Here is a 23,574-nt window from a genome sequence, read left to right as displayed (position 1 = left end):
AAAGCAAAAGTCTTGAGGGCGGGGTTTCCCCTACTAAAAATCCTCATCATCAACAAAAAACTCTGCATCTTCATCTATTCTAGATTGAGACTCTCCCAAACCCCAGAGGGGCTGCAAAACTGCTGTACCTAATAAACCGACAGCCACACTAAAAGCTAACATCAAACCAAAGGGAATTTGTACGGATTGAAAGACCAAAAACTGTAAAGATACAGGAGTAGCATTTTGGACAGAAATTAGAGCGATCGCCACTACCCAAACAGCTATAATTACTAATATGAAAAAATTTGCCAAAATTTTGAATATCATAACTGGAAAAATCTTTCCGTGATAGCGCAGCGTGATGTAAGTCAGGAGTCAGGAGGAAGAAGAAAAAATTTTTTCCCAAACAAAGAACAAAGAACAACTGACAACTGACAACTGACAACTGACAATTATTTGTATCCCTTCCAGTGCATAACTTTTAATTCTCCCTTGGGTGTAAATACTACCTGAAAATGAGCTAGAGGTTGTTTGTTATCAGGTGCAGCTACATTTGAGCCATAAACTGATTGAAACATCTGAGGTAGAGGAGTTTCCCGGAAATGATCAAAAGCAACTTGATTAAGTGGTTCATAGTCAGCTATTACGCCTTCTTTATTCACCGCTACTCGATATTTTAAATCGTTAGCAAAGGTAGGAGTAACACTCCAATTTTGACGAATTGTACTATACAGCTTTTGATTTAAATCCTTAATTTTACTGGTATCAGTAATTTTTTCGCCAGTTACTTCCGGTGTTTTAGCGTATCCTAACCAGGGACTAATTTCTAGAAACCCTTTTTGGGTAAATACGACTTTGAATTGAGCAATAGGTTCATTAGGGACGCGATTAGCAGGATTATAAAGTAGTTTAGGCAGTGGTGTTTTCTCGATTGCGTTACTAGCTTTTTGATTTACTGCTTTATAACCAACGACACTACCATCGGCAGCTACACCTAAACGATACACTAAATCCTCTGGTAATCCTGAGCGATTTGTCCAAGCTGGATGAATTTGATTGTAAACTTGGCGATTTAATGCCCGTAATTGAGATGGATCTGTTATTTCTGGAACTGTCTTTAAAAGTGCTTCCAAATCCTTGGTAACGGCGGTTTCTGATGCTGTGGGTGTGGTTGTAGGGGTGGCTGCTGCTGTGGGTGTAATTGAGGGTGATACTGACGCTGTGGGAGTGGAAGTGGAAGTGCTGGACTGTATTTCTGGTTTGACTTGAGGTGGACGGAGTTGGGGTGCAGGAATTAAACTAAAGGCTACGGCGGCTACGGCGAGGCTGGATACGCCGACGGTAGCGGGAATTGCTTGTTTGATTAAGGTTTGACTAGAACCACCATAACTGCGATGAACTGGGTGTAGTTCTAGGGATAATTCTGGTAAGGTCTGGCTGTCAGCAAAAAACTGATCTACGGCTTCAACTAAATCAAATAATTGGACTGTGTTGAGGACGATTTGCAGCGGTTGTCCGGGGTTGTTGTTTCCCCCTTGATTGTCTGCTGTGATTTCGGAGTGAACAATTAATTTGTGTCTGTTGCTGTCAATTTTTTGTAATTCAACTAACTCTGAATTTTGATGTTCAAATTTTTTGCCTTGGGGATTGGGTATATTGCTTAAAACTTCTTGAGCGTAAGCACTAACCGCTCTAACTAAGCTTTCAAAAAATTCCCTACCTCCACTTATAGGTTGATCATAATTAGATAAATGGCATTCTGCATTCACCAATATGGATAGTTCGGGACGGAGTTCTTGAAAGTTAACTGTCCGTGTCATGTCACTCAACCCTTCTAGGAGCAGGGTGCAATTAGGTAAACTATATTTACGTTGGATATTCATTTTATTTACTCTACTCCACTTCACCGTCAAAAAGAGAAATCCAGTATCGCTGCATTCCCGCCGTACCTGTGCAAAATAGTAATTTTCCTAATAAGTCTATAGCTAGTTCATCTAATTTTTCATCAGAGGTTAATGCTAGGACACCGGAACGCCGGGAATTCATCCGACTTTTAAAGTGGGTTCTAAACCTTTCTAGGTAATTAGCTAATCTTAAATTTTGTTCTGGGGGAATCTGCTTTTGGGCTAATTGTTGATATATGGTTAGTAGTTGGCGAATGACAACTGTTAACCGCCGGGCGATGTAACAAGCAATGACTACGAGAGCTTTGGCTTCTAAAATATCTAAGGGACGGCGACTATGCGCTCTCCTCATGGGGTTAGAGCCTCGCATTCGCCAAAGGTTTACCCGATTTTTGATGATTCCTTGGAGGTCTAATTCTTCAGCAAAGGATAGAATGGCTTCAGAACCGCCTAGTTCTAAGGCTTCAATGGCTAGTAACATTAAGTCTATTTGCAATCTAGTTCTGGCTGGACATACTTGGCCTGCGATCGCTGGATCTGGTAAAGTATCCAAAATCATCGGCGTTCCCTGGGCGTTTGGGCTGTTTAAAGATGGGATACTAGCGGAGACATTCATTCTAAAAAATACCTTATGCGTTTCCAATAAAGTGATTGATATTAACCTCTCATGGCTAATCGCTGGCGCGATATGGCAGTTCAATTATATACATTACGACCTATGAATTTTGACTTTGGACTTTTAATTTTCGACCCCCGCTTTCATGGGGACATGACTTTTGACTTTCACCTCGCGGCACTAGTCTCTAGGTTATGACATTATAGGGTAGGATTTGGCAGGGATCGGGGAAATTTTTCGCCTCTTACCCTTTGTTTCTTGATTGACCATTAACTACTCACAAATATGGATTTAAAATCTCTGATTCGTGATATACCAGATTTTCCTAAGCCGGGAATTTTATTTCGAGATGTTACTACTCTATTAAGCGACCCAGCGGGATTGCGATACACTATTGACCTTTTAGCACAAAAATGTTCAGAAATTGAACTTCAGGTGGATTATATTATCGGTATGGAGTCGCGGGGGTTCATTTTTGGTGCGCCTGTGGCTTATAAATTAGGTGCGGGGTTTATTCCTGTTCGCAAAAAAGGAAAATTACCAGCAGCGGTTCACTCTATTGAATATCAACTAGAATATGGTACGGATACATTAGAAGTACATCAGGATGCTTTAAACCCAGGTTGTAAAGTTTTAATTGTGGATGATTTGATTGCTACTGGTGGTACTGCTAGTGCAACAGCAAAGTTAGTACAAAAAATTGACTGTGAACTTGTGGGGTTTGGGTTTATCATCGAACTACAAGATTTGCAAGGACGGAAACATTTACCTGATGTCCCTATTATCTCACTGGTTGAATATTAGTCAGTCAGGAGTATGGCTAACGCCACGCTATGCCTTCGGCACACTACGTGAACGATATCAGGAGTATGGCTAACGCCACGCTGCGCTATCAGGAAGTAGGGGCGCAGGGCCTGCGCCCATTCAGGAGAAAAAAGAAGAAAGAAAATTATTCAATTACCAATTATCAATCATAAATGACAAATACAAAAATTTCCTTGGAGACAAGTCGAGACTGGCTGATGAGGTCAGTTACGAATGAAACTTTTATTTATGTGATGAAACGGCTTTTACAGGCGCTATTGACGATTTTTTTAGCGTCGGCCTTGTCATTTTTTATTATGAAGTTTTCTCCAGGGGATTATGTAGACACCCTGCGACAAAATCCGAAAATTTCCCCAGAACGGATTGAGGAAATTAGACAACAATTTGGTTTAGATAAATCTTGGCCAGAACAGTTTGGATTTTGGTTGCAGCAAATCGTAACTAAAGGTGATTTTGGCACAAGTTTTGTTTATCAACGTTCTGTATCGTCGCTGTTATGGGAAAGAGTTCCAGCCACGTTGTTATTAGCGATCGCTTCTTTAATTATCACATGGGCGATCGCTATTCCTTTGGGGATTCTCGCGGCTGTGAAACAAAATCGCCGCACTGACCAGGTTTTACAGATAATTAGTTATGCTGGTCAAGGTATTCCCAGTTTTATCACTGTCTTATTTTTGCTATTTTTTGCTCAACTGACTACGCCACTTTTTCCAGTGGGTAATATGACCAGTATTGATCATGCCGACCTGACATGGTTAGGTAAAATTCTTGATATTGCTTGGCATTCGATTTTACCATTAATTGCTTTAAGTATTACTAGTTTTGCTGGTTTACAACGGATTATGCGTGGTCAATTATTGGATGTTTTACGCCAAGATTATATTCAAACTGCTCGCGCTAAAGGACTTCCAGAAAACCGAGTTATTTATGTTCATGCTTTGCGAAATGCTATTAACCCATTAATTACTTTATTGGGTTTTGAATTAGCAGGTTTGTTAGGTGGTGCATTTATTACGGAAAATTTCTTCAACTGGCCAGGTTTAGGGAAATTAACTCTACAAGCTGTTTTAGCTAAAGACCAATATTTAGTCATGGCCAGTTTGGTAATGAGTGCCGTATTATTAATCATTGGTAATTTAATCGCTGACTTAATTTTAAAAGCAGCAGATCCTAGAATTAAATTAGAAGACTTAAATTAAGAACGTAGGGGCGCAGGGTCTGCGCCCTTAACTCCACCAATCACCAATCACCAATGATTTATTATATTATTCGTTCTAGAAGTGATGGTAAATATCTCACAGCCCGCGTTGATGATGATACATCAGGATATTTATTATTGTTTAAAGAAGATTTCGAGGCAATGAGTTATCTAAATACTCATGCTGCCGATTTAGCAAACCGCTTGACAGTCGAACCTCTTGCTAGTAACCAAATAGGTAGTTTGCTCAAACGTTGGGGTTTTGTCGGTGTGGGAATTGTCAATGATCCCTTATTACCTGAAATTGAATTTTTACAGCATATTTAAATATCAACAAAGCAGTAAAAGTATGAACATGAAATTAGCGATTTATACTACATTATTGACGATAGCCTTGCTGTTAATGCCAATTAACTATAGGCTAACATTAGCAGGGACTTGTGCTTCTCGTTGTGGTTCTGCACCCCTACATTTTACGCCAGGACAATATATTCGGGTGAAAGTTGTGAATCACAGTTATGGATCTGTGAAATTAGAACAGTTACCAGAAATAAGACAAACAACCTTAAAGCCGGGACAAAAATTACAATTTGACCTGCGAGGGGACGAACTTACTGAATTTTCTCTGATGTTTTGGGATGATGGGGGAAGATATGTAAAAGGTGTGGTGTCTAAACCGAATTTTGGAACATTGGTTTTGGAAATTCGTCCTAACAGTCGGGACTATCCAGGCGATTCCTACGGAGCGCTTCGCTATCGCTCTCTTTATATTCGCAATAATGGACAAGTTAGTTTATTGTAGTGTAAAAGAGCTTATATTTAACATAAATCTTACAATATGGTAATATCGGCTCTAGTAAAGGCAGGGAATTTACCGCTATTGGTGATGGTGTTAATCTCGGTTTCTGGATATTATTATCTACAGGGAAAATATACAGGAACTTTTGCCTTTTTGTTGTATAGGAATGGAATAGACGGAAAATGAAGGTATAATAAATAGTTAGGCTTGTCAATTTAATGACCTTTAATTGAATACTCAAAAAGAATTTACTTTTATTAGGATTTTATATGCTTACGAAAGAATTTTACAACGTAATTGATAGCAACCTTAATATACTTTTAGAAAAATATCAAGATGATGAATTCATAAAAAAACATAAAAAACATAAAGGTGCTATAAACAATCAAAAATCTTATGCCCTCTTAATTTGGTTTCTCGAATTTTACGGTAGAAAATCTAACTATAAAGATTTCATTACAGATGGTGACAAAGATAGTTCTTGCGACATTGTTTTTGATAACACAAACAATCAAGGAGATAAAATTTTTTATGTCGTTCAGTCAAAATGGAACAATGCTGATAATTCGGAAAAAGAAACTGATAAAGATGAAATACTAAAAGCACTTAATGATTTTGACACCATTTTACGAGGTGAAAAGCAAAATGTTAATGAAAAACTAAAAGCAAAATTAGAGGATCTGGATAATCACCGCAAAGCTAATGGAGAAGTTAAATTTATATTTTTGACACTTTCTCAATATAAAGGAGGAGCGGATGAAAACATTAGTGCTTTTATAAAATCTGATGAAAAAACTAAATTTGAAGTAATTGATATAAACCGTATAAAAGTAGATTATATTGACAGAACATATAAAAAAATAGAACCTTTAAATCCTCTAGAAAGTTATCAAAATCCAGAAGAAAATCCTGTTACTCTGGAAATAGTTCAAAAAAATGGAGTTGTTAAAATAGAGAAGCCTTTTGAGGCATATATGTTCTTACTTCGCCCCAAAAGTATCTATGATTTATTTGAAAAATATGGATTTGCTCTTTTTTATAAAAACGTCAGAAATCCTCTCCTGCAATCACAATTCAATGAAGATATAGAAAAAACGGCGGTGGACAATCCTGCCTATTTTTGGTACTACAATAATGGTATTACAGCAATTACTTATTTCTTACCTACTATTCGCAGAAAAGCTGAACAAATAGAATTAACAGGATTGCAAATTATTAATGGCGCACAAACTGTTTATGCCATTTACCGAGCTTACAAAGATGCCTCACCAACAAAGCGTAAGCAAATGGATAGTGAATCTTTGGTAACTTTACGCTTATTAAAATCAGGCGGAAAAGATTTTGATTTGAATGTTACTAGGTATACTAATTCCCAAAACCCCGTAGATGATAGAGATTTTTGTGCTAATGACGATATACAGATAATGCTGCAAAACGCATCCTATCAAACAAATATTTGGTATGAAAAACGACGTGATGAATTTAGAGAAACTCCAGAAAATATAATAAAAGTTTCAAATTATGTGTTTGCAAATGCCTATTTAGCTTATTATTTGCAAGATCCTTCTACTGTTTTGAAGAACTATAATCAAAGACAAGAAATGGATAAAGATTTGAACTTTATCTCTCATAAAGAACATAAAGATGGTTGTTATGAGAAGATATTCAATGATGAAACAACATTTGAAAATATGCTATGTGCATTTTATGTTTTCAACGTAATTTATCATGCTACACCTGTTTCATATGATGATACTTTTAAAACAGGTTTATATCATTTATTAGCCTTATTTAAAGTAGGCTTTACAAAATATTTAAAAGCAAAATTTAATGATAAAATAAATGTAAACAAATATATTATCAAAATTTATGAACAAGGTGATAAAAAAATTATTATTAAAACCTTCAAGTTTCTTAATCAGTTTGTTGAGAAACAAATTGAAGTAAGCGACAATGAAGAAAAAACGATAGAAAGAATGTTTAAGTTCTTATTTGAACCGGCTCACTATGAAAAAATAAAAGAAGCCTTAGAAGATTTAGAAATTTCCGTCGAGGATATTGAAAATATAACTATTAAAGATAACGAACAACTTATTGAAGTAGAAACCGACGAAGAAAATAATAGCGGCAACAATGACTGATACACAATAGTAGGGGCGGGGTTTCCCCGCCCTCCATTGTATTTTATGAGAACGAGAATTGCTGTATCAAATAGGAAACTGATAGATAAGCACCTTACCTTGCCAGTTTTCTTCTACAAATACAAGATATTCATCATTAGCACGACGGAAAGCACGGATACCATAGGGAATATCAACCCAACCACTTTCTTTCCCAACTTCTGCACCTGGAGTCATCTTTTTCACGAGTTCTCCGGTAGCAGTTTTATAAACATATACCTCGGCGGTTTTTACACCCACTGCAAACACATAATCACCAGCTACACTCATGGCTGCGGTAGCAACTAATCCTTTACCTGTAGTGTCGTAGGGAACGACAGTGCGCCATTTGGGAGTACGATTTCCTTGACTCCAATTATCGAAGCGAGCAATTTCTGATCCTATGACTTTGGCATCATCAGCAAATGCAGGATGTTCCATCGTAAAACCGGATAAATACATGGTATCTGTTTCGGGAAAATACTCAATCCGTCGCAAGTCTTTGAACGTGCTAGGAGTTTTGAGTTTTTTCATCGAACTATAGGTATAAATGGGATTTCCTTTAGTATCTAATCCCTGTAAAGGATAATGACGAATACCATCTTCAGTTCGCAAAGTTTTCCAAACATCTCCTTTGCTATCTACCCACCAACCTCCGATATAGGGATAGTCTTGACTGCTATCATATTCATTTTTTTCAAATGCACCATTGCCATTACTATCGCGCCAAATCCATTCTCCGTTTGCGGGTTGATTGGGTGGCCAATTGCCATGAACAGATTGTTTATTCTGATCATTAGTACCCACAAACATCCCAGCAGGAATGGCAATTTCACCATCTGTATTCGGTTGAAACCGATAAATTTGCAAAAAGCTATTGTACATATCTGTCAGGAATACAAAAGGTTTACCTTGAATCCGCCGCACAAAAGTTCCATCTGGTGATGTATGTAGACGTGGATCTTGAGCGTATTTAAAAGGATTAAGTGTGTAGGCTTTATAAGTCCACTGTTTACCAGCAGACTTGCTATAATCCATGACATATTTTTCTTGTTTGGTGAATATATTTACACCATCTGTTTTTGGATCTGTATCTGCATTATCTACAAATATTAATCCTAGTAATTGCCATACTATTTTTCCTGATGGCGAAAATTTTCTTAAATCTGTTCCCGATGTATTAAAGCCATTATTATTTACATAAATATTGCCTTTGGCATCTGTACCAACTCCAGTAATGCCGTAGAGTTTGGATGTTTTTACTTCTCCAGGTACACCACCAAAAACACCTTTTTTATCCCCAAAAGTATCCACGCGAACTGGCTGATTATTAATATTGTAAATTACCAATTGTTGATTAATCCCATTTTCTGCTACTAACAGTCTGCCGAGATTATCAATGGCTAATGCTGATGGTTTATCAACATCTGTAATTTCTTGATGTAATTTCTTTCCGGCTGGAGAATAATTGACAATTTTTCCAAATTTAGCACCTTTTTGATTTTGAATAATCCACAAACTACCTTTTTTATCAATGGTAATTTCTTCAGGACTATTAACGGTAAATTTGTTTATCTCTGCCATTGTTTCGGTGTTATAAACCCGAACAATATTCTCCCCAGCATTACTAACAAATAGGTGATTATTTATTGTTGCTATTCCTGTGACTTCATGGCTTTTGCTGGTAATTAACATACTTTTATCCCAGCCATTCCCTTTCTCAAAAGGTGCAGGTTTTCCTGTTAAGTCATAACGTCTGACGCAATACCAAGTTTGTCCTTGGGGAGGATAATCTTCTTTTGTTTGATCTACTCCACCTTGAATCATAGAAATATAAATATATTTGCTATTTACTGTTATTGCTTTACCCCCTAAACGATTCCAACCATGTGTATCTTCGAGGATAAAAATTGGTTTACCATCTTTATATATTCCTGCTTCACTACCAGCTTCATCCCAAGCACTATTTGTATAAATTGTCCCGTCATCTTTGACATACATTCCTTCTATATTATTTTGTACTCGCAATTTACCATTACCAATGGTATTTCCTAACCAAGAAGTAATATATGTAATTTCAGGAGTTCTGACTGCTTTGGATTTTTTAGTTGTGGCTAAATCCATTGTCATACCAACAAATGTTACGAGTAGTCCACAGGTTAAACCCAATAAAATCTTGAAAGTTATTTTTTTTCGCCAATATCCCCTCGAAAATAAGTTATGAAGATATTGATAAAGTTTGTAGCAAGTTTTACTAATCTGCATAAATAATTCGGTTGCTGTAATATGCTTTTTGAATTTTTAATTTATCCCTGTGGGATAGGCTTTTAAATTCTTACTCATAAATTATAAGGAAATTTTATCTTGCATTTAATTTCATCAAAACTTTATTAATAACATATACTTTTAAAATAAAAAAATTATACTCAATGCTGCTAAAATTACTAATTTTTAGATAAAAAATAACTTTTTTATGAATTAATGATAGTAATATTTCTGAGTTCACGAAAAACGTTTATCTAGTAATACAATTGAGGGAGGGGAGACCCCAAGGCTGTTTCATTCGTTAAGGAGGATGGATTTGTCAATATCATTAGCGATAATTTTTGGGACGAAATTGATAGGACACAAACATATTGACCCAAAAATTTTAGATTTTTATCATAAAAATTAGAGCGATAGCGTAAGCGCTGCTGCAAGTGCCAGAGGCGATCGCCACGAATCACAAAAATATTTCTAGGCAGGTTTTGGGAGTGCCAATCACGAAGCTAGAGCAACTTTTAAAATCGGCACTCCGAGATCATAAATTTACGCTTCTGCTAAAAAGGGATAGTCAGTGTAGCCCTGTTCTGTGCCGCCGTAAAAGGTACTGCGATCGTAGGGATTTAACGACGCATTCAGGGCAAAACGTTTCACAAGGTCAGGATTAGAAATATAGATGCGACCATAGGCAATTAGATCAGCTTCGCCCTTGGAAATGATTTGTTCGCCAATTTCACGGTTTAATCCGCCAGCGGCAATAATTTTGCTGTTAAACAGGGGACGGAAAAAACCAGCGGTGAGGTCGCTACTGAGATGTTCTAGGGTATCTTGGCTTGCATTGAGACGGGGTTCGATGAGGTGTAGGTAGGCTAAGTTAAATTTGTTGAGTTCCTGCACGACATAGCTGAAGAGAGTCCTGGGGTCTGAGTCGCCCATGTCGTTAAAACTGCCGGAAGGAGATAATCGTAAACCAACGCGATTGCCACCCCAGACTTCAATCACGGCTTCCAGAACTTCCATCAAAAAGCGTGATCTATTTCCTACTGAGCCGCCATAGGCATCGGTGCGGTGGTTGGTGCAGTCTTGCAAAAATTGATCAATCAGATAACCATTTGCGCCATGTACTTCAACGCCGTCAAAGCCTGCTTCAAGGGCATTTTTCGCACCTTGACGATATTGGTCAATCACGCTGGGGATTTCTGCGAGTTCAAGGGCGCGGGGCGCGACGTAGGGTTTCATGCCTTCGTAAGTTCCGACTTCTCCTGTTGGGGCGATCGCGCTAGGGGCAACGGGTAATTCACCATTTGGCTGGAAATCAGGATGGGAAATGCGTCCAACGTGCCAGAGTTGCAGAAAAATGTGACCACCTTTGTCGTGAACCGCTTGGGTAACTTTTTTCCAGCCAGCAATCTGTTCAGCGGAATGGATGCCGGGGGTAGCGGGATAACCTTGTCCTTGGGGACAGACTTGGGTTGCTTCGGAAATAATCAGTCCAGCGGTTGCTCGTTGTGCATAGTAGGTGGCATGGAGTTCGTAGGGAACGTTGCCAGCCGCAGCACGACAGCGAGTTAAAGGAGCCATCACCAGACGATTCGGTAAGGTGTAAGTACCGAGTTGTATAGGGGTTAATAATTGCAGCGTGTTATCCATAAATCTAACTGGAATCGTTTTTAAGTATTCAGGATAGTCTATATCAAAAATGACGGGACGATTACTGGCAAGTTGGAGATTGTGAGATTGAAGATATTAAAAAAACAGTTTTTGGTGGACGTAAAGCCCAAGAAATTGTATGAATAAGGTTGTGCAGAGGTTGAAGTAGATGACGTTGAAATCGAGATTAAAACTCTTTTTTGATAAGGGTTACGTCTTTTCATTTTGAAAAAGTGATAAAAAAGGGTTAAATTTTACACGATGTGTACTATAGTTTCCTTTTTTTTCCTCTAGCTGTAACACCATCAATGACAGCGTAAGCAAGGTCTAACTCATCATCAAATATTTGCCCGGATAGCTCATCTTTTTTAAGGTGCTGCCACTTCAATTCAATTGGATTCATTTCGGAGCAGTATTTTGGTAAAAAGAAAATGTACAAACCCATGTCTTCCCACTTTTTCCATAATTTGTTATGTAAATATATTTTTTTGATGTATTTTATTTGTGGAAATGGAATAATTTTTATATTTAAACTGGTTTTGATTCTCAGCGTCGTATTAAAGGATCATGCGGAAAATAAATTATTTTGGCATCGGTAACATAAATAAAAGCGTAAATCAAAATCACTAATTTAAATTTATCTATCACAAGGAAGATAATTACGTGAAGAGTAAAGATATGAAGTTAAGTTCAGCATCGGCATCTATTCTAACTTTAGGTACGGGTTGGTTTCCTAATAATCCTGGCGGATTGGAACGGTATATTTATGAACTAACTCATCAATTAGCAGCATCTCAAGACCAAGTAGAATTATGTGGTGTGGGTTTACCTATAGATGCTAAAAATACACAAATTAAGTTAACTAATTTAGCTTGTCCAGATAGTAAGATTGGTGCTAGGTTATGGTCAATTCGTAATAATTTCCAGAAAACAAGATTAGGTAAACCTGATGCAATTAATCTGCATTTTGCATTATATAGTTTTCCGATTTTAGATATTTTGCCTAAAGGAGTACCGGTTACTTTTAATTTTCATGGACCTTGGGCTTCGGAAAGTCAGGAAGAAGTAGTTAATCAGAAATTTAGTGTTTGGTTAAAGGAAAAAATAATAGAACAAAGCACTTATAATCGGTGCGATCGCTTTATTGTTCTTAGTAAAGCTTTTGGTCAGATTCTCCATCAAAAATACCAAATTCCCTGGGATAAAATTCATATCATTCCCGGTGGAGTTGATATTAATCATTTTCAGAATAATCTCTCACGTCAAGAGGCTAGAATCAAACTGGGGTGGCCAAGGAATCGTCCCATATTATTTACTTCCCGGCGCTTAGTTCATCGCATGGGAATTGATAAGTTATTGCAAGCTGTAGCTATGATTAAATCTGGCATTCCTGACGTTTGGTTAGCGATCGCTGGTCGGGGACATATTCAAGCTTTACTACAACAACAAGCTAGAGAATTGGGTTTAGAAAACAATGTGCAATTTTTAGGTTTTTTACCAGAAAATGATTTACCTGTGGCTTATCAAGCAGCGGATTTAACTGTGATGCCGAGTCAATCTTTTGAAGGTTTTGGATTAGCTATTGTGGAGTCTTTAGCCTGTGGTACTCCTGTTTTATGTACTCCTGTGGGGGGAATGCCAGAAATCTTAGAGAAATTTTCCCCAGATTTAATTACTGAGGCGATTACTGTGGAAAGTATTGCTGATAAATTAGCACAAGTTTTGCTAGGAAAACTGCCTTTACCTGCTAGGGAAGAATGTCGTCATTACACGATTAAAAATTATGATTGGACAAATATTGCCCAACAGGTGCGGCAAGTTATTTTAGCTTAAGTAGGTTGGCGTTGAAAATTGTCGTTATGGCAAGGCAAAAGGCAAGAAGCAAGAGTGAAGAGGGTTTGGGCGATTTTACGTTTCTTTACATAGTTTGGTTTTATTGTGTTCACCTACTTAGAGGATATTTTAAAAGTGGTATTCCGTAATTTTCATCACATTGCTACCCCTCTTTCCCCTTGTAAAGGGGGGAAACAATAAAAATCCAGTTCCCTCCCCTTTACAAGGGGAGGGTTAGGGAGGGGTAAAAAATATTTGATACATCAACCATAACTTTTCAAACACCCTCTTAAATTGATGATAAAAATTGTATGAAAGTTCTATTTTTAGACCAAAGTGGTAAACCCGGTGGTGCTGAGTTGTGTTTAGTTGATATTGCTAAACCTTATGGTGAAAATGCTCTGGTTGGTTTATTTGCAGATGGTGATTTTAGAAAGCTACTTGCAGAAAATCAAGTCCCTGTGGAGGTTTTGACAACTCAAGCCATTAAAGTTGGTAAACAAAGTGGTTTATTTCAAGCATTAGGTAGTTTAGGGCAAATAGTTCCTTTAATTAATCAGGTTGTGCAACGGGCAAGGAAATATGATTTAATTTATGCTAATACTCAAAAGGCTTTAGTCGTGGGGGCAGTAGCTAGTTTCTTGGCTCGTCGTCCTTTGGTTTATCATTTACATGATATTCTTTCTTTAGAACATTTTAGTAAAACTAATTTGCGAGTTGCCGTTAATTTAATTAATCGTTGTGCTGCTTTGGTGATTGCTAATTCTCAAGCTAGTAAGATGGCATTTTTAGAAGCTGGAGGAAAATCAGATCTAGTTCGGGTTGTTTATAATGGCTTTGCGGCGAAAAATTATGAAGTTGATGAATTAGAAGTTAGAAATTTAAGGGAAAATCTCAGGTTGGAAGGCAAGTTTGTAATTGGACATTTTAGCCGTCTTTCTCCTTGGAAGGGACAGCATATTTTAATTGATGCTCTTTCCCAATGTCCACAAGATGTGGTAGTAATTTTAGTTGGTGATGCTTTATTTGGTGAACAGGAATATGTCAAGGATTTACACCAAAAGGTTGCTGGATTGGGATTGGAAAATCGAGTCAATTTTTTAGGTTTTCGCGCGGATATTCCCCAATTAATGACAATGTGTGATTTAATTACCCATACTTCTATTGCGGCTGAACCTTTTGGTAGGGTTATTGTTGAGGCTATGCTGTGCGGTAAACCTGTGATTGCGGCTGAAGCTGGTGGTGCTATGGAATTAGTGGAAGATGGAATTAATGGCTTTTTAGTCACACCTGGAGAACCTCAAAAATTAGCCCAGGTGATTCATAATTGTCGGCAAGAATCTGTAAAAACTGCGAATATTGCCAATAATGCCAGAATTAGTGCTAGTGAACGTTTTGATGTCAGGATTATTAATCAACAAATTCAAGAATTGCTAAAATCAATCATATCCCCAACTTCTTGAAGAAGTCGGGGATCTTGGTTTTGGGAAACAATGTATAATATGGTAGTGTATGGGTGGAAATTTTCCGCTTCTATAAATTAATAAATTTTAAAGTGAATTCTCGTGGCACAAGTTGTATTAGAAAACGTTTATAAAAGTTTTCCCAGTCGCGGTGGGGAAGGGGCAAAAGCGCAACAAGACGGTACAGATGGTGTAAGTGTCTTGCGACGGATTAATTTAACCATTGCTGATGGTGAGTTTATGGTGCTGGTGGGACCCTCTGGCTGCGGTAAAAGTACGCTGCTGAGGTTAATCGCTGGCTTGGAGGTGATGACTGGTGGTAATATTTGGATAGGCGATAGCGCTAGTGCGCCTCCAGGGCTTCGCTTGATTAATGACTTACCCCCCAAAGCCAGAGACATCGCTATGGTGTTTCAAAGTTATGCACTCTATCCCCACATGACTGTATATGACAACATCGCTTTTGGCTTACGTCGTCAGTTTCCCGATGAGGAAGCTGGGAAGAAAAGACTGACTCAATGGGGGGAAAATCTACTGGTAGGATTGACAAAAAAGTTACCTGTGGGATTGCGCTATATTTCTCCAAAAGAAAGAATTGTTGATCAACAGGTGCAAAAAGTTGCAGGTTTGTTACAAATTGAAACTTTGTTAAATCGTTTACCGAAACAACTTTCTGGGGGACAAAGACAACGGGTAGCATTAGGAAGGGCGATCGCTCGTAATCCCCAGGTATTCTTAATGGATGAACCATTATCTAATTTGGATGCTAAGTTACGGGCTGAAACCCGCAGCCAAATTGTCAAATTGCAACATCAGTTGGGAACAACGACGATTTATGTCACCCATGATCAAACTGAAGCTATGACTATGGGCGATCGCATTGCGATTATGTCAGAAGGTAAAATACAGCAAGTTGCAGCACCCTTAGAACTGTATAACCGTCCCGCGAATCGTTTTGTGGCTGAATTTATTGGTTCTCCACCCATGAATTTTATCCCGGTGGAATTTCATGCACCTTTATTAATTACTCATGCTAATTTCCGCTTCACGCTTTCATCTGTTTGGGGAAATGCACTGCAATCTTATGACGGACAAACTTTAATGTTGGGTATTCGTCCAGAACACCTGAGTTTGGGTGTACCTGCTACTAAAAATTTGCCAGTCAAAGTAGACTCAGTAGAAAACTTAGGAAATGACACTTTTCTATCTGTAAAAATTGCTGATCCTGATTTACAAAATCTAGACGGACAAACTTTACAAGCAAGAATTCCACCTGATAGATTCATCACCATAGGTGAGCAACTTTGGCTATCTTTAACTCCTGAGAAACTGCATTTTTTTGACCCCAAAACCGAATTAGCAATATTTCCAAAATAGGGAGAAACAGCGATCGCATTAAGTAGGTGAACACAATAAAACCAAACTGTGTAAAGAAATGTAAAATCGCCCAAACCCTCTTCACTCTTGCCTCTTGCCTTTTGCCTTGCCATAACGACAATTTTCAACGCTCACCTACTTAGACTGGGAATTCATTCCCAGGCGGGCTATGGGTTTTACGTTAATGCTATTAGGGACTTCCAAGAAATAAATTATCCTGATTAACGAACCACAGAGGCGCAGAGGACACAGAGGAATAAGGGTTTGAGAGATTTTTGCGTTAGGTGGTTGAGTATTTTTTTATTTGGAAGTCCCTTAGACTGGGAATTCATTCCCAGGCGGGCTATGGGTTTTACTTTAAGTTGACACCAATGAAGCTCTTGCTTTACCCCTACCCGCTTAAATCAAATAATTAAGCCGTGTTGAGTATAGTATAGCAACTTACGTTAATAGAGGATTTAATCTTTTACCTGAGGTAGTGCGTAAACCATTCACTCGCCAGTTGTGCTACTGCTGCTAATTTACCTGGTTCTTCAAATAAATGGGTGGCTCTAGGAATAATCTCCAGCCGTTTTACTGAGTGCAACTGTGCCAGTGCATCCTCATTCATTGCTATTACGGGCGTATCGTAACCGCCAACAATGAGCAGCGTTGGTGCTTTGACATGAGATAATGCTGAACCCGCTAAATCAGGTCGTCCACCACGGGAAACAATAGCTTGTACTGCCTCTGGACATTCTGCGGCAGCAACCAGGGCTGCACCTGCTCCTGTACTAGCACCAAAGTAACCTACTTTGAGGTTACAAGTATCTGGGTTCTGTTGTAACCAATTTGTAGCCCCAACCAACCGTGATGCTAACAACCCAATATCAAAGCGTAAATGTCTGGTTCGCAAATCAATTTCTTCTTCTTCAGCAGTGAGCAAATCAATTAATAAAGTTGCTAGTCCCGCCTGTTGTAAGACTCCGGCAACATAGCGATTACGAGGGCTGTGCCGGCTGCTACCACTGCCATGAGCAAACAATACTACACCCATAGCACCATTTGGAATCATCGAATTCCCCTCTAAGTTAACCTTACCTGCTGTCACTGACACCAGATGTTCTTGGGGATGCTGTGTTAATGTTCTATCCATCACCTCAACCTCCATTTACGAATTATTAGCTACTAGTAATTTTTGCCTTGTTAACAGTTCACATACCTCTGTGTCGGTTGTTTGCTGAAAATCTTCGTACCAAATACCGATGGCACACAAATCTTCTGGCATCATTACGCACACAACCTGATCTACTTCTGCTTGCAGTTCTTCACAGGTAGATGCTGCTGCAACTGGAACTGCAACCACCAGTTTACCGGGCTGTTGCTTTTTCAATGTAGCGATCGCTGCTCGGATAGTAGCACCCGTAGCAATGCCATCATCAACTAGAATAATGGTATGATTTTTGACTTTTGGTAGGGGACGATTACCCCGATAGGTATGGCTACGGCGGTCTAATTCCCGCATTTCGATAGCTGCTACTTGATTAATAGTTTCTGGGGAAATCCGCAACCAATCAACGACATTCTCATTAATTACACGCACCCCTCCGGTGGCGATCGCACCCATCGCAAGTTCTTTGTGTCCAGGTACACCGAGTTTCCGCACCAAGCAGACATCTAATGGGGCATCAAGTTCCTTTGCCACCTCATAAGCCACAGGCACACCGCCACGAGGAAGCCCCAATACTAAAACATCTGGACGATTGGCATACTCTGTTAACTGGGCAGCTAAGAGTTTACCGGCTTGCGCCCGATTTCGGAATCTTTGTAGCATATTTTTATACCTCTTTATTAAAATAAATCACTAATGGAGTCCGGAGATTTGATCGTAAATCGTTGAATAGCATTAGCAATTAAAGGCGCAACTGAGACAATTTTTAATTGCTGCCAGTCGGTTTCTTTTGGTGTTACGGTGTCTGTGACAAAAACAGCCTCGATGCTGGGGTGACTTAATTTCGCCCGTGCATCCTGAACAAATAGCCCGTGAGTAGCAGCAATAATTATTTCTGGACGGGCTTGGGCTGTGAGTAGTGCTTCAATACTCCTAGCAAGGGTGCCGCCTGTGGAAATCATGTCATCAATTATTAAACAGGAACAATCTTTTACATCCCCGACAACACGAGTCACTGCTGTTTCCGTGCCACTTTTGCGGTGTTTGTGTAGCACCACTACCTCACTATTCAGCCATTGAGCATACTGGGTTGCCATTTGGACGCGCCCCGTGTCTGGCGATACAACTACAAAGTTAGGGGGCAAATGATGGCGGATAGCTTCACAAAAAATGGGTACAGCCGTCAGACTATCTACAGGAATCCGAAAGAAACCTTCAATTTGTGGGGTGTGTAAATCCAGTGTGACAACATGATTAACCCCGACAGCTTGTAATACTTCAGCTACCATACTGGAAGTAATTGGCTCTCGTCGTCCTTGGCGTTTATCTGCACGGGCATAGCCAAAGTAAGGGATAATTGCCGTAATTTGAGCGGCAGCAGCCCGCCGACAAGCATCTGTAAAAGCTAAAAGTTCTACTAGATGGTCATTGACAGGTGGGGCTGTGGACTGAAGGATAAAAACAGCCTTTTGGCGTACCGACTCCAGGAGTTGTACATTTACCTCACCATCTGGAAAGCGTTCGACTACAGATTTACCTAAGGGGATATTGAGTTTTTGAGCAACTGCGGCAGCTAAATCAGGGTTAGCTGTGCCTGCAAAAAGGATGAAATTGTCCATAATCACGACGTTAAGTAGGTGAACACAATAAAACCAAACTGTGTAAAGAAACGTAAAATCGCCCAAACCCTCTTCACTCTTGCCTATTGCCTCTTGCCTTTTGCCTTGCCATAACGACAATTTTCAACGCCAACCTACTTATTTGGTGATTTGCTGCCAAGCTGCATCTAGAGCCGATTTTGTGCGCTTGCTGGCACGGGAAATACTCTCTTGCAAACTATGCCATTGTTCTTGTAAAAACTCCGTAGCCTCTTCTAAGGCGTGATGTGGATGCTCAGTAGAAGCTGCCACTTCGTCGCTAACTTCTTTAATTTTGACGCGGACAACTTCGGGTTTATCGTTGGGGGTAATGAGATGATGTAAGCGATGCCTTCGGCAGGCTACGCCAACGCCTATAATATGTACAAGATGTTGTACTTGTTGAGATTTCTCACTAAGGAAACCCTGCAATCCTTCTGATTCTCCTTGAAGTTGGTCTTGAACACCTTCGCGGATAATTAGTTTATTGGTGCTAATTTCCTGGATATCTTCGGGATACAGAACTGCGCGTCCATCAAAAGGAACTGCAATTTCTCCAGCCACAATATAAGCGGCGATTTCTCCAGTTTGCCAATCAAATAAAAAATCTTCCACCCAACCTTGAGTTTCACCCAGCGCAGATTCAACCGTAATTTGATCCAAGCGGTGAAGATTGTCTGGAATGTCTGGCACTGGATGATAATAAATTGACACCGCACCCATACCTATTCCAGCAATTCCCTGTACTGGCAAATAAGCTTCCTCACCCGAAAAATAGGCAATACGCCCGGAATCATCCAGCCAGACTTCTTCTAACTCAGCAAAACGAGCAGATGTCGAGCTATCTATGGCTATTGAACCGATAATTTGACTACGACGCACAACATTGAGCATATTTCCCCTCCCATACTCTCTATTTCTGAGGAGTTTGATTAATACAACACAGCGGCTAATCTTTTGCCACCTTGTTGTTTGGAACTTGAACTCTACTTTGAGGGTAGCAAGAAAATGAGAGAAATTGTTCCATCAATTTGTAGAAAAAATGTAGAAGGAATTAATCCCAGGAGAACGAACTTAGTTATTAAGCAATAAGTAGTGAGACAGAATTAATTACACAATGTCATTGCGTAAGTGTTGCGTGGCGTTAGCTATATGAAACGAAGTGAAATGAAGCAATAGCGTTCGCGGAGCGTCCCGAAGGGAACTAGCGCTGCTGCAAGCAGTTCGCAACGGTTGTGATTGCTTCTCTTCGCTCGCAATGACTGTAAATATTTTTGTCCAATTACTTAACATTCCCTAATTACAAAAAAAGGGAACAGGGGACAGATAAGAAACAAAAGTTACTGAGTTTAAGAGGGTGTTTGAAAAGTTATGGTTGATGTATCAAATATTTTCTACCCAATATTTTCTACCCCTCCCTAACCCTCCCCTTTACAAGGGGAGGGTTAGGGATTTTTATTGTTTCCCCCCTTTCCCCTTGTAAAGGGGGGTAGCAATGTGATGAAAATTACGGAATACCACTTTTAAAACATCCTCTAAAGCTCAGTCAAGAAAAAGATGTGAAATATTCGCATATTACAAAATGAAGTGCGGAATATGGGATCTAAATCAGCAATTTTAGATACATATATTCCTCAATGCAGACCAACTACTAGCAATAGGCATTCTCCAACCAGTCCCAAAAGCGCGGTCGGTGATTTTTAATCCTGGTGCAGCTTGTCGGCGTTTAAACTCCGCACGGGATAATAATTGTAATACCCTATCCACAATTGCTGGTTCATGACCTGCGGTAATAATTTCTGCTGCTGATTGATGTTGATGAATCAAACGGTCGAGAATATCATCTAAAATTTCATAAGGTGGTAGGGAATCTTGGTCAACTTGACCCGGTTTAAGTTCCGCGCTGGGTGCTTTGGTGAGAATATTTTCGGGAATAACTTCTTTTTGTTGATGGGAATTTAACCATTTGCAGAGGGAATAAACGCTGGTTTTAGGAACATCAGCAATAACCGATAAACCGCCATTCATATCACCATAAAGAGTGCAATAACCAACAGCAACTTCCGATTTATTACCAGTAGATAAAAGCAAATAACCAAACTTATTAGAAATTGCCATTAATAAATTACCACGAATGCGAGATTGGAGATTTTCTTCCGCAATCCCAAATTCTGTGCCGGCAAATAACTCACCAAGAGATTTATCAAAACTTTCCATTAATTCCCCAATGGGTAAAATCTGAGTTTGAATATCTAAATTTTCTGCTAATGCTAAAGCATCACTAATAGAATGTTCAGAACTATAGGGAGAAGGCATTAACACACCAATCACATTTTCTTTTCCTAATGCCGCAGTCGCAATGACCGCAACTAAAGCAGAATCAACTCCCCCACTTAAACCTAACAATACTTTAGAAAAGCGACATTTACCCACATAATCTTTAACTCCTAAAACTAAAGCATTCCAAATTTCCTCATCTTCAGATTCATCAATGGGGGAAATATGACTTAATTGTAAATCCCGTTTATCGGCATTAAATTCAACGGTCAAAAAATCAGATACAAAACCTTTAGCACGACAAACAATTTCACCTTGTTTATTTAAAGCAAAACTCCGTCCATCAAAAATCAAATCATCATTTCCGCCAACTTGGTTTGTATAAATAATTGGTTGTTGAAAATTAACTGCACTATGTTTTAACATCGCTTCTCGCAGATGTTGTTTACCAACAGTGTAGGGTGAAGCAGATAAATTCACAATTAAATCAACTCCTAAATTTGCTAAATCAGCAATGGGATTAACTGCGTAACTCCGCTTACCCCAAAATTCTTCATCATTCCATAAATCTTCGCAAATTGTCACACCAATATGAAGATTATCTAATTTAAAAGAATTGGCTTGTAGTCCTGGTTCAAAATAGCGTTTTTCATCAAAAACATCGTAAGTTGGTAATAGCCTTTTATGAAAAAATTGCTGGATTTTGCCATTTTCTAATAAAGCCATACTATTAAATAAATTTTTACCCCCAGTAATATGTGCTGGGGAATTTTTAACCACAGTTCCCACCAATACAGCTAAATTTGCGGGTAAATCTTCAGCTAATTTTTGCAATGTTTTATCTATTGATTCCACAAAACTAGGATTTAATAACAAATCTCTCGGTGGATACCCACAAATAGATAATTCAGGTGTTAATAATAAACGAACATTTTCTGATGCTGCTTGTTGTGACATTTCCAGGATTTTTTGAGTATTTCCTAGTAAATCACCAATAATAGGATTAATTTGAGCGATAGCGATTTTCATAATTTATCTGCGTCTATTTGCGTTCATCTGCGTTCAACTATTATTCCTTAAATAAACACCAAAGGTTTATCTTTAAATGGTGCAAAAGCATCTTTATCAAACCTATACAAACTTGCAGGACGACCCGCACCTCGTGATACTTTAATGCCAGTATCCGATAAAAAGCCCAATTTGAGTAACCGCGCTCGAAAATTAGAATAATCGGCAAAACATTCTCCTAAAACTGTAGTGTATAGTTGATACAAATCGTTTAAAGTAAAAGTTTCTGGTAACACTTCAAAAGCTATAGGACTATATTCTAATTTGTTTTTTAATCTTCTATGTCCATAGGTAATAATCTCATTATGGTCAAATGCTAATTGTGGTAATTGTTTGACGGGATACCAAGCAATACCCGCTACTTTATCGGCAATTAATTCTGCTTCTTCAAATCTGACTAAAGCAAAGTAACTAACTGATAAATAACGGACTCCATAGCTATCAATTTTTTCTCTGGGGTCACGGTTTGGACCACCAAAAGTATAAAGTTGTTCTAAATAGAGATTATTTACCTTTATTTTCTCAGCCATAATCCGATAAGCAGCATCTTCTAAAGATTCTCCTTGACGAACTAACGTACCAGGAAGACTCCAATCATTTAAAAATGGTTCTTGCTGTCGCATGACTAAGAGAACTAACAACCGATTTTGAGCAGTATCTACAGAAAAAATCACATTATCAACACCAACTTTAAAGTCAGCTAAAGGTTGTTGATTTATGGAGGTTAGAATCTTTTTTTGGTTACGTATTGGCATTCGTACAAATGCTGTTGATGAATATAGGCAATGACGGGAGGTGTGAGAGTATTAATATCTCCTTGTTCACGAAAAGCGGTAGAGGAAACATCTAAACCAATTAAATTTGCAATTTTAATTTTTCCTCCGATTTGTTTAACTTTTTCTAAACTAGAATCATCTATTATATATCCTGGTCTGGGAATTACCAGTAATTGCACTTGTTGTAATAGATCTTCAATATGATACCAGCGCGGCAATTGATTGACTAAATCAGCCCCAATTACTAAGGTATATTCAATATCTTCTCCCCATTTTAATTTTGCTTTACCTACAGTTTCTAGAGTTTTCCAACTACTCAAATCTTGTTCTAAGGCAATATTTTGGTTAGCAACATTGATATCTTTAATTAACAGTTCTAACATTGCTGCCCTGTGCGGTAAAGGCGTTTGTTGGGATTTTAGAGGATTATCCGCCGCCCATACAGCCACCCAATCATAACGTTCAGATAACCATTTGAGAATTATTAAATGTCCAGCAGTTGGCGGGTCAGCACTTGTACCAAATAAAGCAATTTTCATGATTTTTGATTCTGCTTTTTTGCAATTTTTAGAGTAATTTAAACGAACCACAGAGACGC

Annotated in this window: 21 protein-coding genes; 8 read left to right on the top strand and 13 right to left on the bottom strand. The window is 38.6% G+C overall.

Features of this window, described 5'->3' with window-relative positions:
* Window positions 1-33 precede the first annotated feature (33 nt).
* From NG743_RS07920 to NG743_RS07910, 3 genes are all read right to left on the bottom strand, one after another.
* Window positions 34-309: a lipopolysaccharide assembly protein LapA domain-containing protein gene (locus tag NG743_RS07920; RefSeq protein ID WP_027404114.1), complete on the bottom strand. Its 276-nt coding sequence runs from the start codon at window positions 307-309 to the stop codon at window positions 34-36.
* A gap of 125 nt (window positions 310-434) precedes the next feature.
* Complete coding sequence (locus NG743_RS07915) at window positions 435-1,865, bottom strand: DUF4335 domain-containing protein (protein WP_027404115.1); 1,431 nt, start codon at window positions 1,863-1,865, stop codon at window positions 435-437.
* Between the two features lie 10 nt (window positions 1,866-1,875).
* Window positions 1,876-2,502 (bottom strand): DUF3038 domain-containing protein, encoded by a 627-nt coding sequence (locus NG743_RS07910; protein ID WP_027404116.1) that lies wholly within the window; start codon window positions 2,500-2,502, stop codon window positions 1,876-1,878.
* 285 nt (window positions 2,503-2,787) lie between these two features.
* Here NG743_RS07910 and NG743_RS07905 point away from each other — a divergent pair, with 285 nt between their 5' ends.
* From NG743_RS07905 to NG743_RS26845, 5 genes are all read left to right on the top strand, one after another.
* A complete protein-coding gene (locus tag NG743_RS07905) occupies window positions 2,788-3,306 on the top strand; it encodes an adenine phosphoribosyltransferase (protein WP_027404117.1) in 519 nt (172 codons plus the stop codon).
* A gap of 173 nt (window positions 3,307-3,479) precedes the next feature.
* Window positions 3,480-4,526, top strand: a complete 1,047-nt coding sequence (locus tag NG743_RS07900) for an ABC transporter permease (RefSeq protein WP_027404118.1) — start codon at window positions 3,480-3,482, stop codon at window positions 4,524-4,526.
* A 53-nt stretch (window positions 4,527-4,579) separates the two neighbouring features.
* Entirely contained in the window at window positions 4,580-4,852 is a 273-nt protein-coding gene (locus tag NG743_RS07895; protein WP_027404119.1) for a hypothetical protein, read from the top strand.
* 22 nt (window positions 4,853-4,874) lie between these two features.
* Window positions 4,875-5,327 (top strand): hypothetical protein, encoded by a 453-nt coding sequence (locus tag NG743_RS07890; RefSeq protein WP_193963898.1) that lies wholly within the window; start codon window positions 4,875-4,877, stop codon window positions 5,325-5,327.
* Between the two features lie 1,082 nt (window positions 5,328-6,409).
* Entirely contained in the window at window positions 6,410-7,465 is a 1,056-nt protein-coding gene (locus NG743_RS26845; RefSeq protein ID WP_371316534.1) for an AIPR family protein, read from the top strand.
* Between the two features lie 66 nt (window positions 7,466-7,531).
* On the opposite strand, the gene NG743_RS07880 is transcribed toward NG743_RS26845, so the two are convergent.
* The 3 genes from NG743_RS07880 to NG743_RS07870 all read right to left on the bottom strand — a co-directional run bounded on the left by NG743_RS07880 (window position 7,532) and on the right by NG743_RS07870 (window position 11,840).
* Window positions 7,532-9,748: an NHL repeat-containing protein gene (locus tag NG743_RS07880; protein WP_257121820.1), complete on the bottom strand. Its 2,217-nt coding sequence runs from the start codon at window positions 9,746-9,748 to the stop codon at window positions 7,532-7,534.
* A gap of 543 nt (window positions 9,749-10,291) precedes the next feature.
* A complete protein-coding gene (locus NG743_RS07875) occupies window positions 10,292-11,395 on the bottom strand; it encodes an alkene reductase (protein ID WP_257121819.1) in 1,104 nt (367 codons plus the stop codon).
* 268 nt (window positions 11,396-11,663) lie between these two features.
* Entirely contained in the window at window positions 11,664-11,840 is a 177-nt protein-coding gene (locus tag NG743_RS07870) for a transposase (protein WP_257121818.1), read from the bottom strand.
* 233 nt (window positions 11,841-12,073) lie between these two features.
* Here NG743_RS07870 and NG743_RS07865 point away from each other — a divergent pair, with 233 nt between their 5' ends.
* The 3 genes from NG743_RS07865 to NG743_RS07855 all read left to right on the top strand — a co-directional run bounded on the left by NG743_RS07865 (window position 12,074) and on the right by NG743_RS07855 (window position 16,068).
* Window positions 12,074-13,228 (top strand): glycosyltransferase family 4 protein, encoded by a 1,155-nt coding sequence (locus tag NG743_RS07865; protein ID WP_236630636.1) that lies wholly within the window; start codon window positions 12,074-12,076, stop codon window positions 13,226-13,228.
* A 311-nt stretch (window positions 13,229-13,539) separates the two neighbouring features.
* A complete protein-coding gene (locus tag NG743_RS07860) occupies window positions 13,540-14,691 on the top strand; it encodes a glycosyltransferase family 4 protein (protein WP_027404125.1) in 1,152 nt (383 codons plus the stop codon).
* A gap of 102 nt (window positions 14,692-14,793) precedes the next feature.
* Window positions 14,794-16,068 carry an ABC transporter ATP-binding protein gene (locus NG743_RS07855; RefSeq protein WP_027404126.1) on the top strand — a complete coding sequence of 425 codons (1,275 nt, stop codon included), beginning with the start codon at window positions 14,794-14,796 and terminating at the stop codon, window positions 16,066-16,068.
* 466 nt (window positions 16,069-16,534) lie between these two features.
* On the opposite strand, the gene NG743_RS07850 is transcribed toward NG743_RS07855, so the two are convergent.
* From NG743_RS07850 to NG743_RS07820, 7 genes are all read right to left on the bottom strand, one after another.
* Window positions 16,535-17,203, bottom strand: a complete 669-nt coding sequence (locus NG743_RS07850) for a dienelactone hydrolase family protein (protein WP_257121817.1) — start codon at window positions 17,201-17,203, stop codon at window positions 16,535-16,537.
* 15 nt (window positions 17,204-17,218) lie between these two features.
* Window positions 17,219-17,881: a phosphoribosyltransferase gene (locus NG743_RS07845; protein WP_193962728.1), complete on the bottom strand. Its 663-nt coding sequence runs from the start codon at window positions 17,879-17,881 to the stop codon at window positions 17,219-17,221.
* A 17-nt stretch (window positions 17,882-17,898) separates the two neighbouring features.
* The gene (locus NG743_RS07840) at window positions 17,899-18,837 is read right to left on the bottom strand and encodes a ribose-phosphate diphosphokinase (RefSeq protein ID WP_257121816.1); all 939 of its coding nucleotides are present in this window, start codon (window positions 18,835-18,837) and stop codon (window positions 17,899-17,901) included.
* A gap of 138 nt (window positions 18,838-18,975) precedes the next feature.
* Window positions 18,976-19,749 carry a photosystem reaction center subunit H gene (locus NG743_RS07835; RefSeq protein WP_027404130.1) on the bottom strand — a complete coding sequence of 258 codons (774 nt, stop codon included), beginning with the start codon at window positions 19,747-19,749 and terminating at the stop codon, window positions 18,976-18,978.
* A 723-nt stretch (window positions 19,750-20,472) separates the two neighbouring features.
* A complete protein-coding gene (locus tag NG743_RS07830) occupies window positions 20,473-22,161 on the bottom strand; it encodes an NAD+ synthase (protein ID WP_257121815.1) in 1,689 nt (562 codons plus the stop codon).
* A 47-nt stretch (window positions 22,162-22,208) separates the two neighbouring features.
* A complete protein-coding gene (locus NG743_RS07825) occupies window positions 22,209-22,955 on the bottom strand; it encodes an NUDIX hydrolase (protein WP_257121814.1) in 747 nt (248 codons plus the stop codon).
* Window positions 22,925-23,515 (bottom strand): nicotinate-nucleotide adenylyltransferase, encoded by a 591-nt coding sequence (locus tag NG743_RS07820; RefSeq protein WP_027404133.1) that lies wholly within the window; start codon window positions 23,513-23,515, stop codon window positions 22,925-22,927. The genes NG743_RS07825 and NG743_RS07820 overlap by 31 nt, the downstream gene beginning before the upstream one ends.
* Between the last annotated feature and the right edge of the window lie 59 nt (window positions 23,516-23,574).

This window comes from Dolichospermum heterosporum TAC447, from assembly GCF_024584745.1.
Classification (GTDB): Bacteria; Cyanobacteriota; Cyanobacteriia; order Cyanobacteriales; family Nostocaceae; genus Dolichospermum; species Dolichospermum heterosporum.
Note: the sequence above shows the minus strand (reverse complement) of the source record. Positions and strands in the feature narration are given on the sequence as shown.

What these genes read in the sequence shown, in the direction of transcription:
- NG743_RS07920 (WP_027404114.1), bottom strand. Translation starts at nt 309, where the DNA reads ATGATATTCAAAATTTTGGCAAATTTTTTCATATTAGTAATTATAGCT.
- NG743_RS07915 (WP_027404115.1), bottom strand. Translation starts at nt 1,865, where the DNA reads ATGAATATCCAACGTAAATATAGTTTACCTAATTGCACCCTGCTCCTA.
- NG743_RS07910 (WP_027404116.1), bottom strand. Translation starts at nt 2,502, where the DNA reads ATGAATGTCTCCGCTAGTATCCCATCTTTAAACAGCCCAAACGCCCAG.
- NG743_RS07905 (WP_027404117.1), top strand. Translation starts at nt 2,788, where the DNA reads ATGGATTTAAAATCTCTGATTCGTGATATACCAGATTTTCCTAAGCCG.
- NG743_RS07900 (WP_027404118.1), top strand. Translation starts at nt 3,480, where the DNA reads ATGACAAATACAAAAATTTCCTTGGAGACAAGTCGAGACTGGCTGATG.
- NG743_RS07895 (WP_027404119.1), top strand. Translation starts at nt 4,580, where the DNA reads ATGATTTATTATATTATTCGTTCTAGAAGTGATGGTAAATATCTCACA.
- NG743_RS07890 (WP_193963898.1), top strand. Translation starts at nt 4,875, where the DNA reads ATGAACATGAAATTAGCGATTTATACTACATTATTGACGATAGCCTTG.
- NG743_RS07880 (WP_257121820.1), bottom strand. Translation starts at nt 9,748, where the DNA reads ATGCAGATTAGTAAAACTTGCTACAAACTTTATCAATATCTTCATAAC.
- NG743_RS07875 (WP_257121819.1), bottom strand. Translation starts at nt 11,395, where the DNA reads ATGGATAACACGCTGCAATTATTAACCCCTATACAACTCGGTACTTAC.
- NG743_RS07870 (WP_257121818.1), bottom strand. Translation starts at nt 11,840, where the DNA reads ATGGGTTTGTACATTTTCTTTTTACCAAAATACTGCTCCGAAATGAAT.
- NG743_RS07865 (WP_236630636.1), top strand. Translation starts at nt 12,074, where the DNA reads ATGAAGTTAAGTTCAGCATCGGCATCTATTCTAACTTTAGGTACGGGT.
- NG743_RS07860 (WP_027404125.1), top strand. Translation starts at nt 13,540, where the DNA reads ATGAAAGTTCTATTTTTAGACCAAAGTGGTAAACCCGGTGGTGCTGAG.
- NG743_RS07850 (WP_257121817.1), bottom strand. Translation starts at nt 17,203, where the DNA reads ATGGATAGAACATTAACACAGCATCCCCAAGAACATCTGGTGTCAGTG.
- NG743_RS07845 (WP_193962728.1), bottom strand. Translation starts at nt 17,881, where the DNA reads ATGCTACAAAGATTCCGAAATCGGGCGCAAGCCGGTAAACTCTTAGCT.
- NG743_RS07840 (WP_257121816.1), bottom strand. Translation starts at nt 18,837, where the DNA reads ATGGACAATTTCATCCTTTTTGCAGGCACAGCTAACCCTGATTTAGCT.
- NG743_RS07835 (WP_027404130.1), bottom strand. Translation starts at nt 19,749, where the DNA reads ATGCTCAATGTTGTGCGTCGTAGTCAAATTATCGGTTCAATAGCCATA.
- NG743_RS07830 (WP_257121815.1), bottom strand. Translation starts at nt 22,161, where the DNA reads ATGAAAATCGCTATCGCTCAAATTAATCCTATTATTGGTGATTTACTA.
- NG743_RS07825 (WP_257121814.1), bottom strand. Translation starts at nt 22,955, where the DNA reads ATGCCAATACGTAACCAAAAAAAGATTCTAACCTCCATAAATCAACAA.
- NG743_RS07820 (WP_027404133.1), bottom strand. Translation starts at nt 23,515, where the DNA reads ATGAAAATTGCTTTATTTGGTACAAGTGCTGACCCGCCAACTGCTGGA.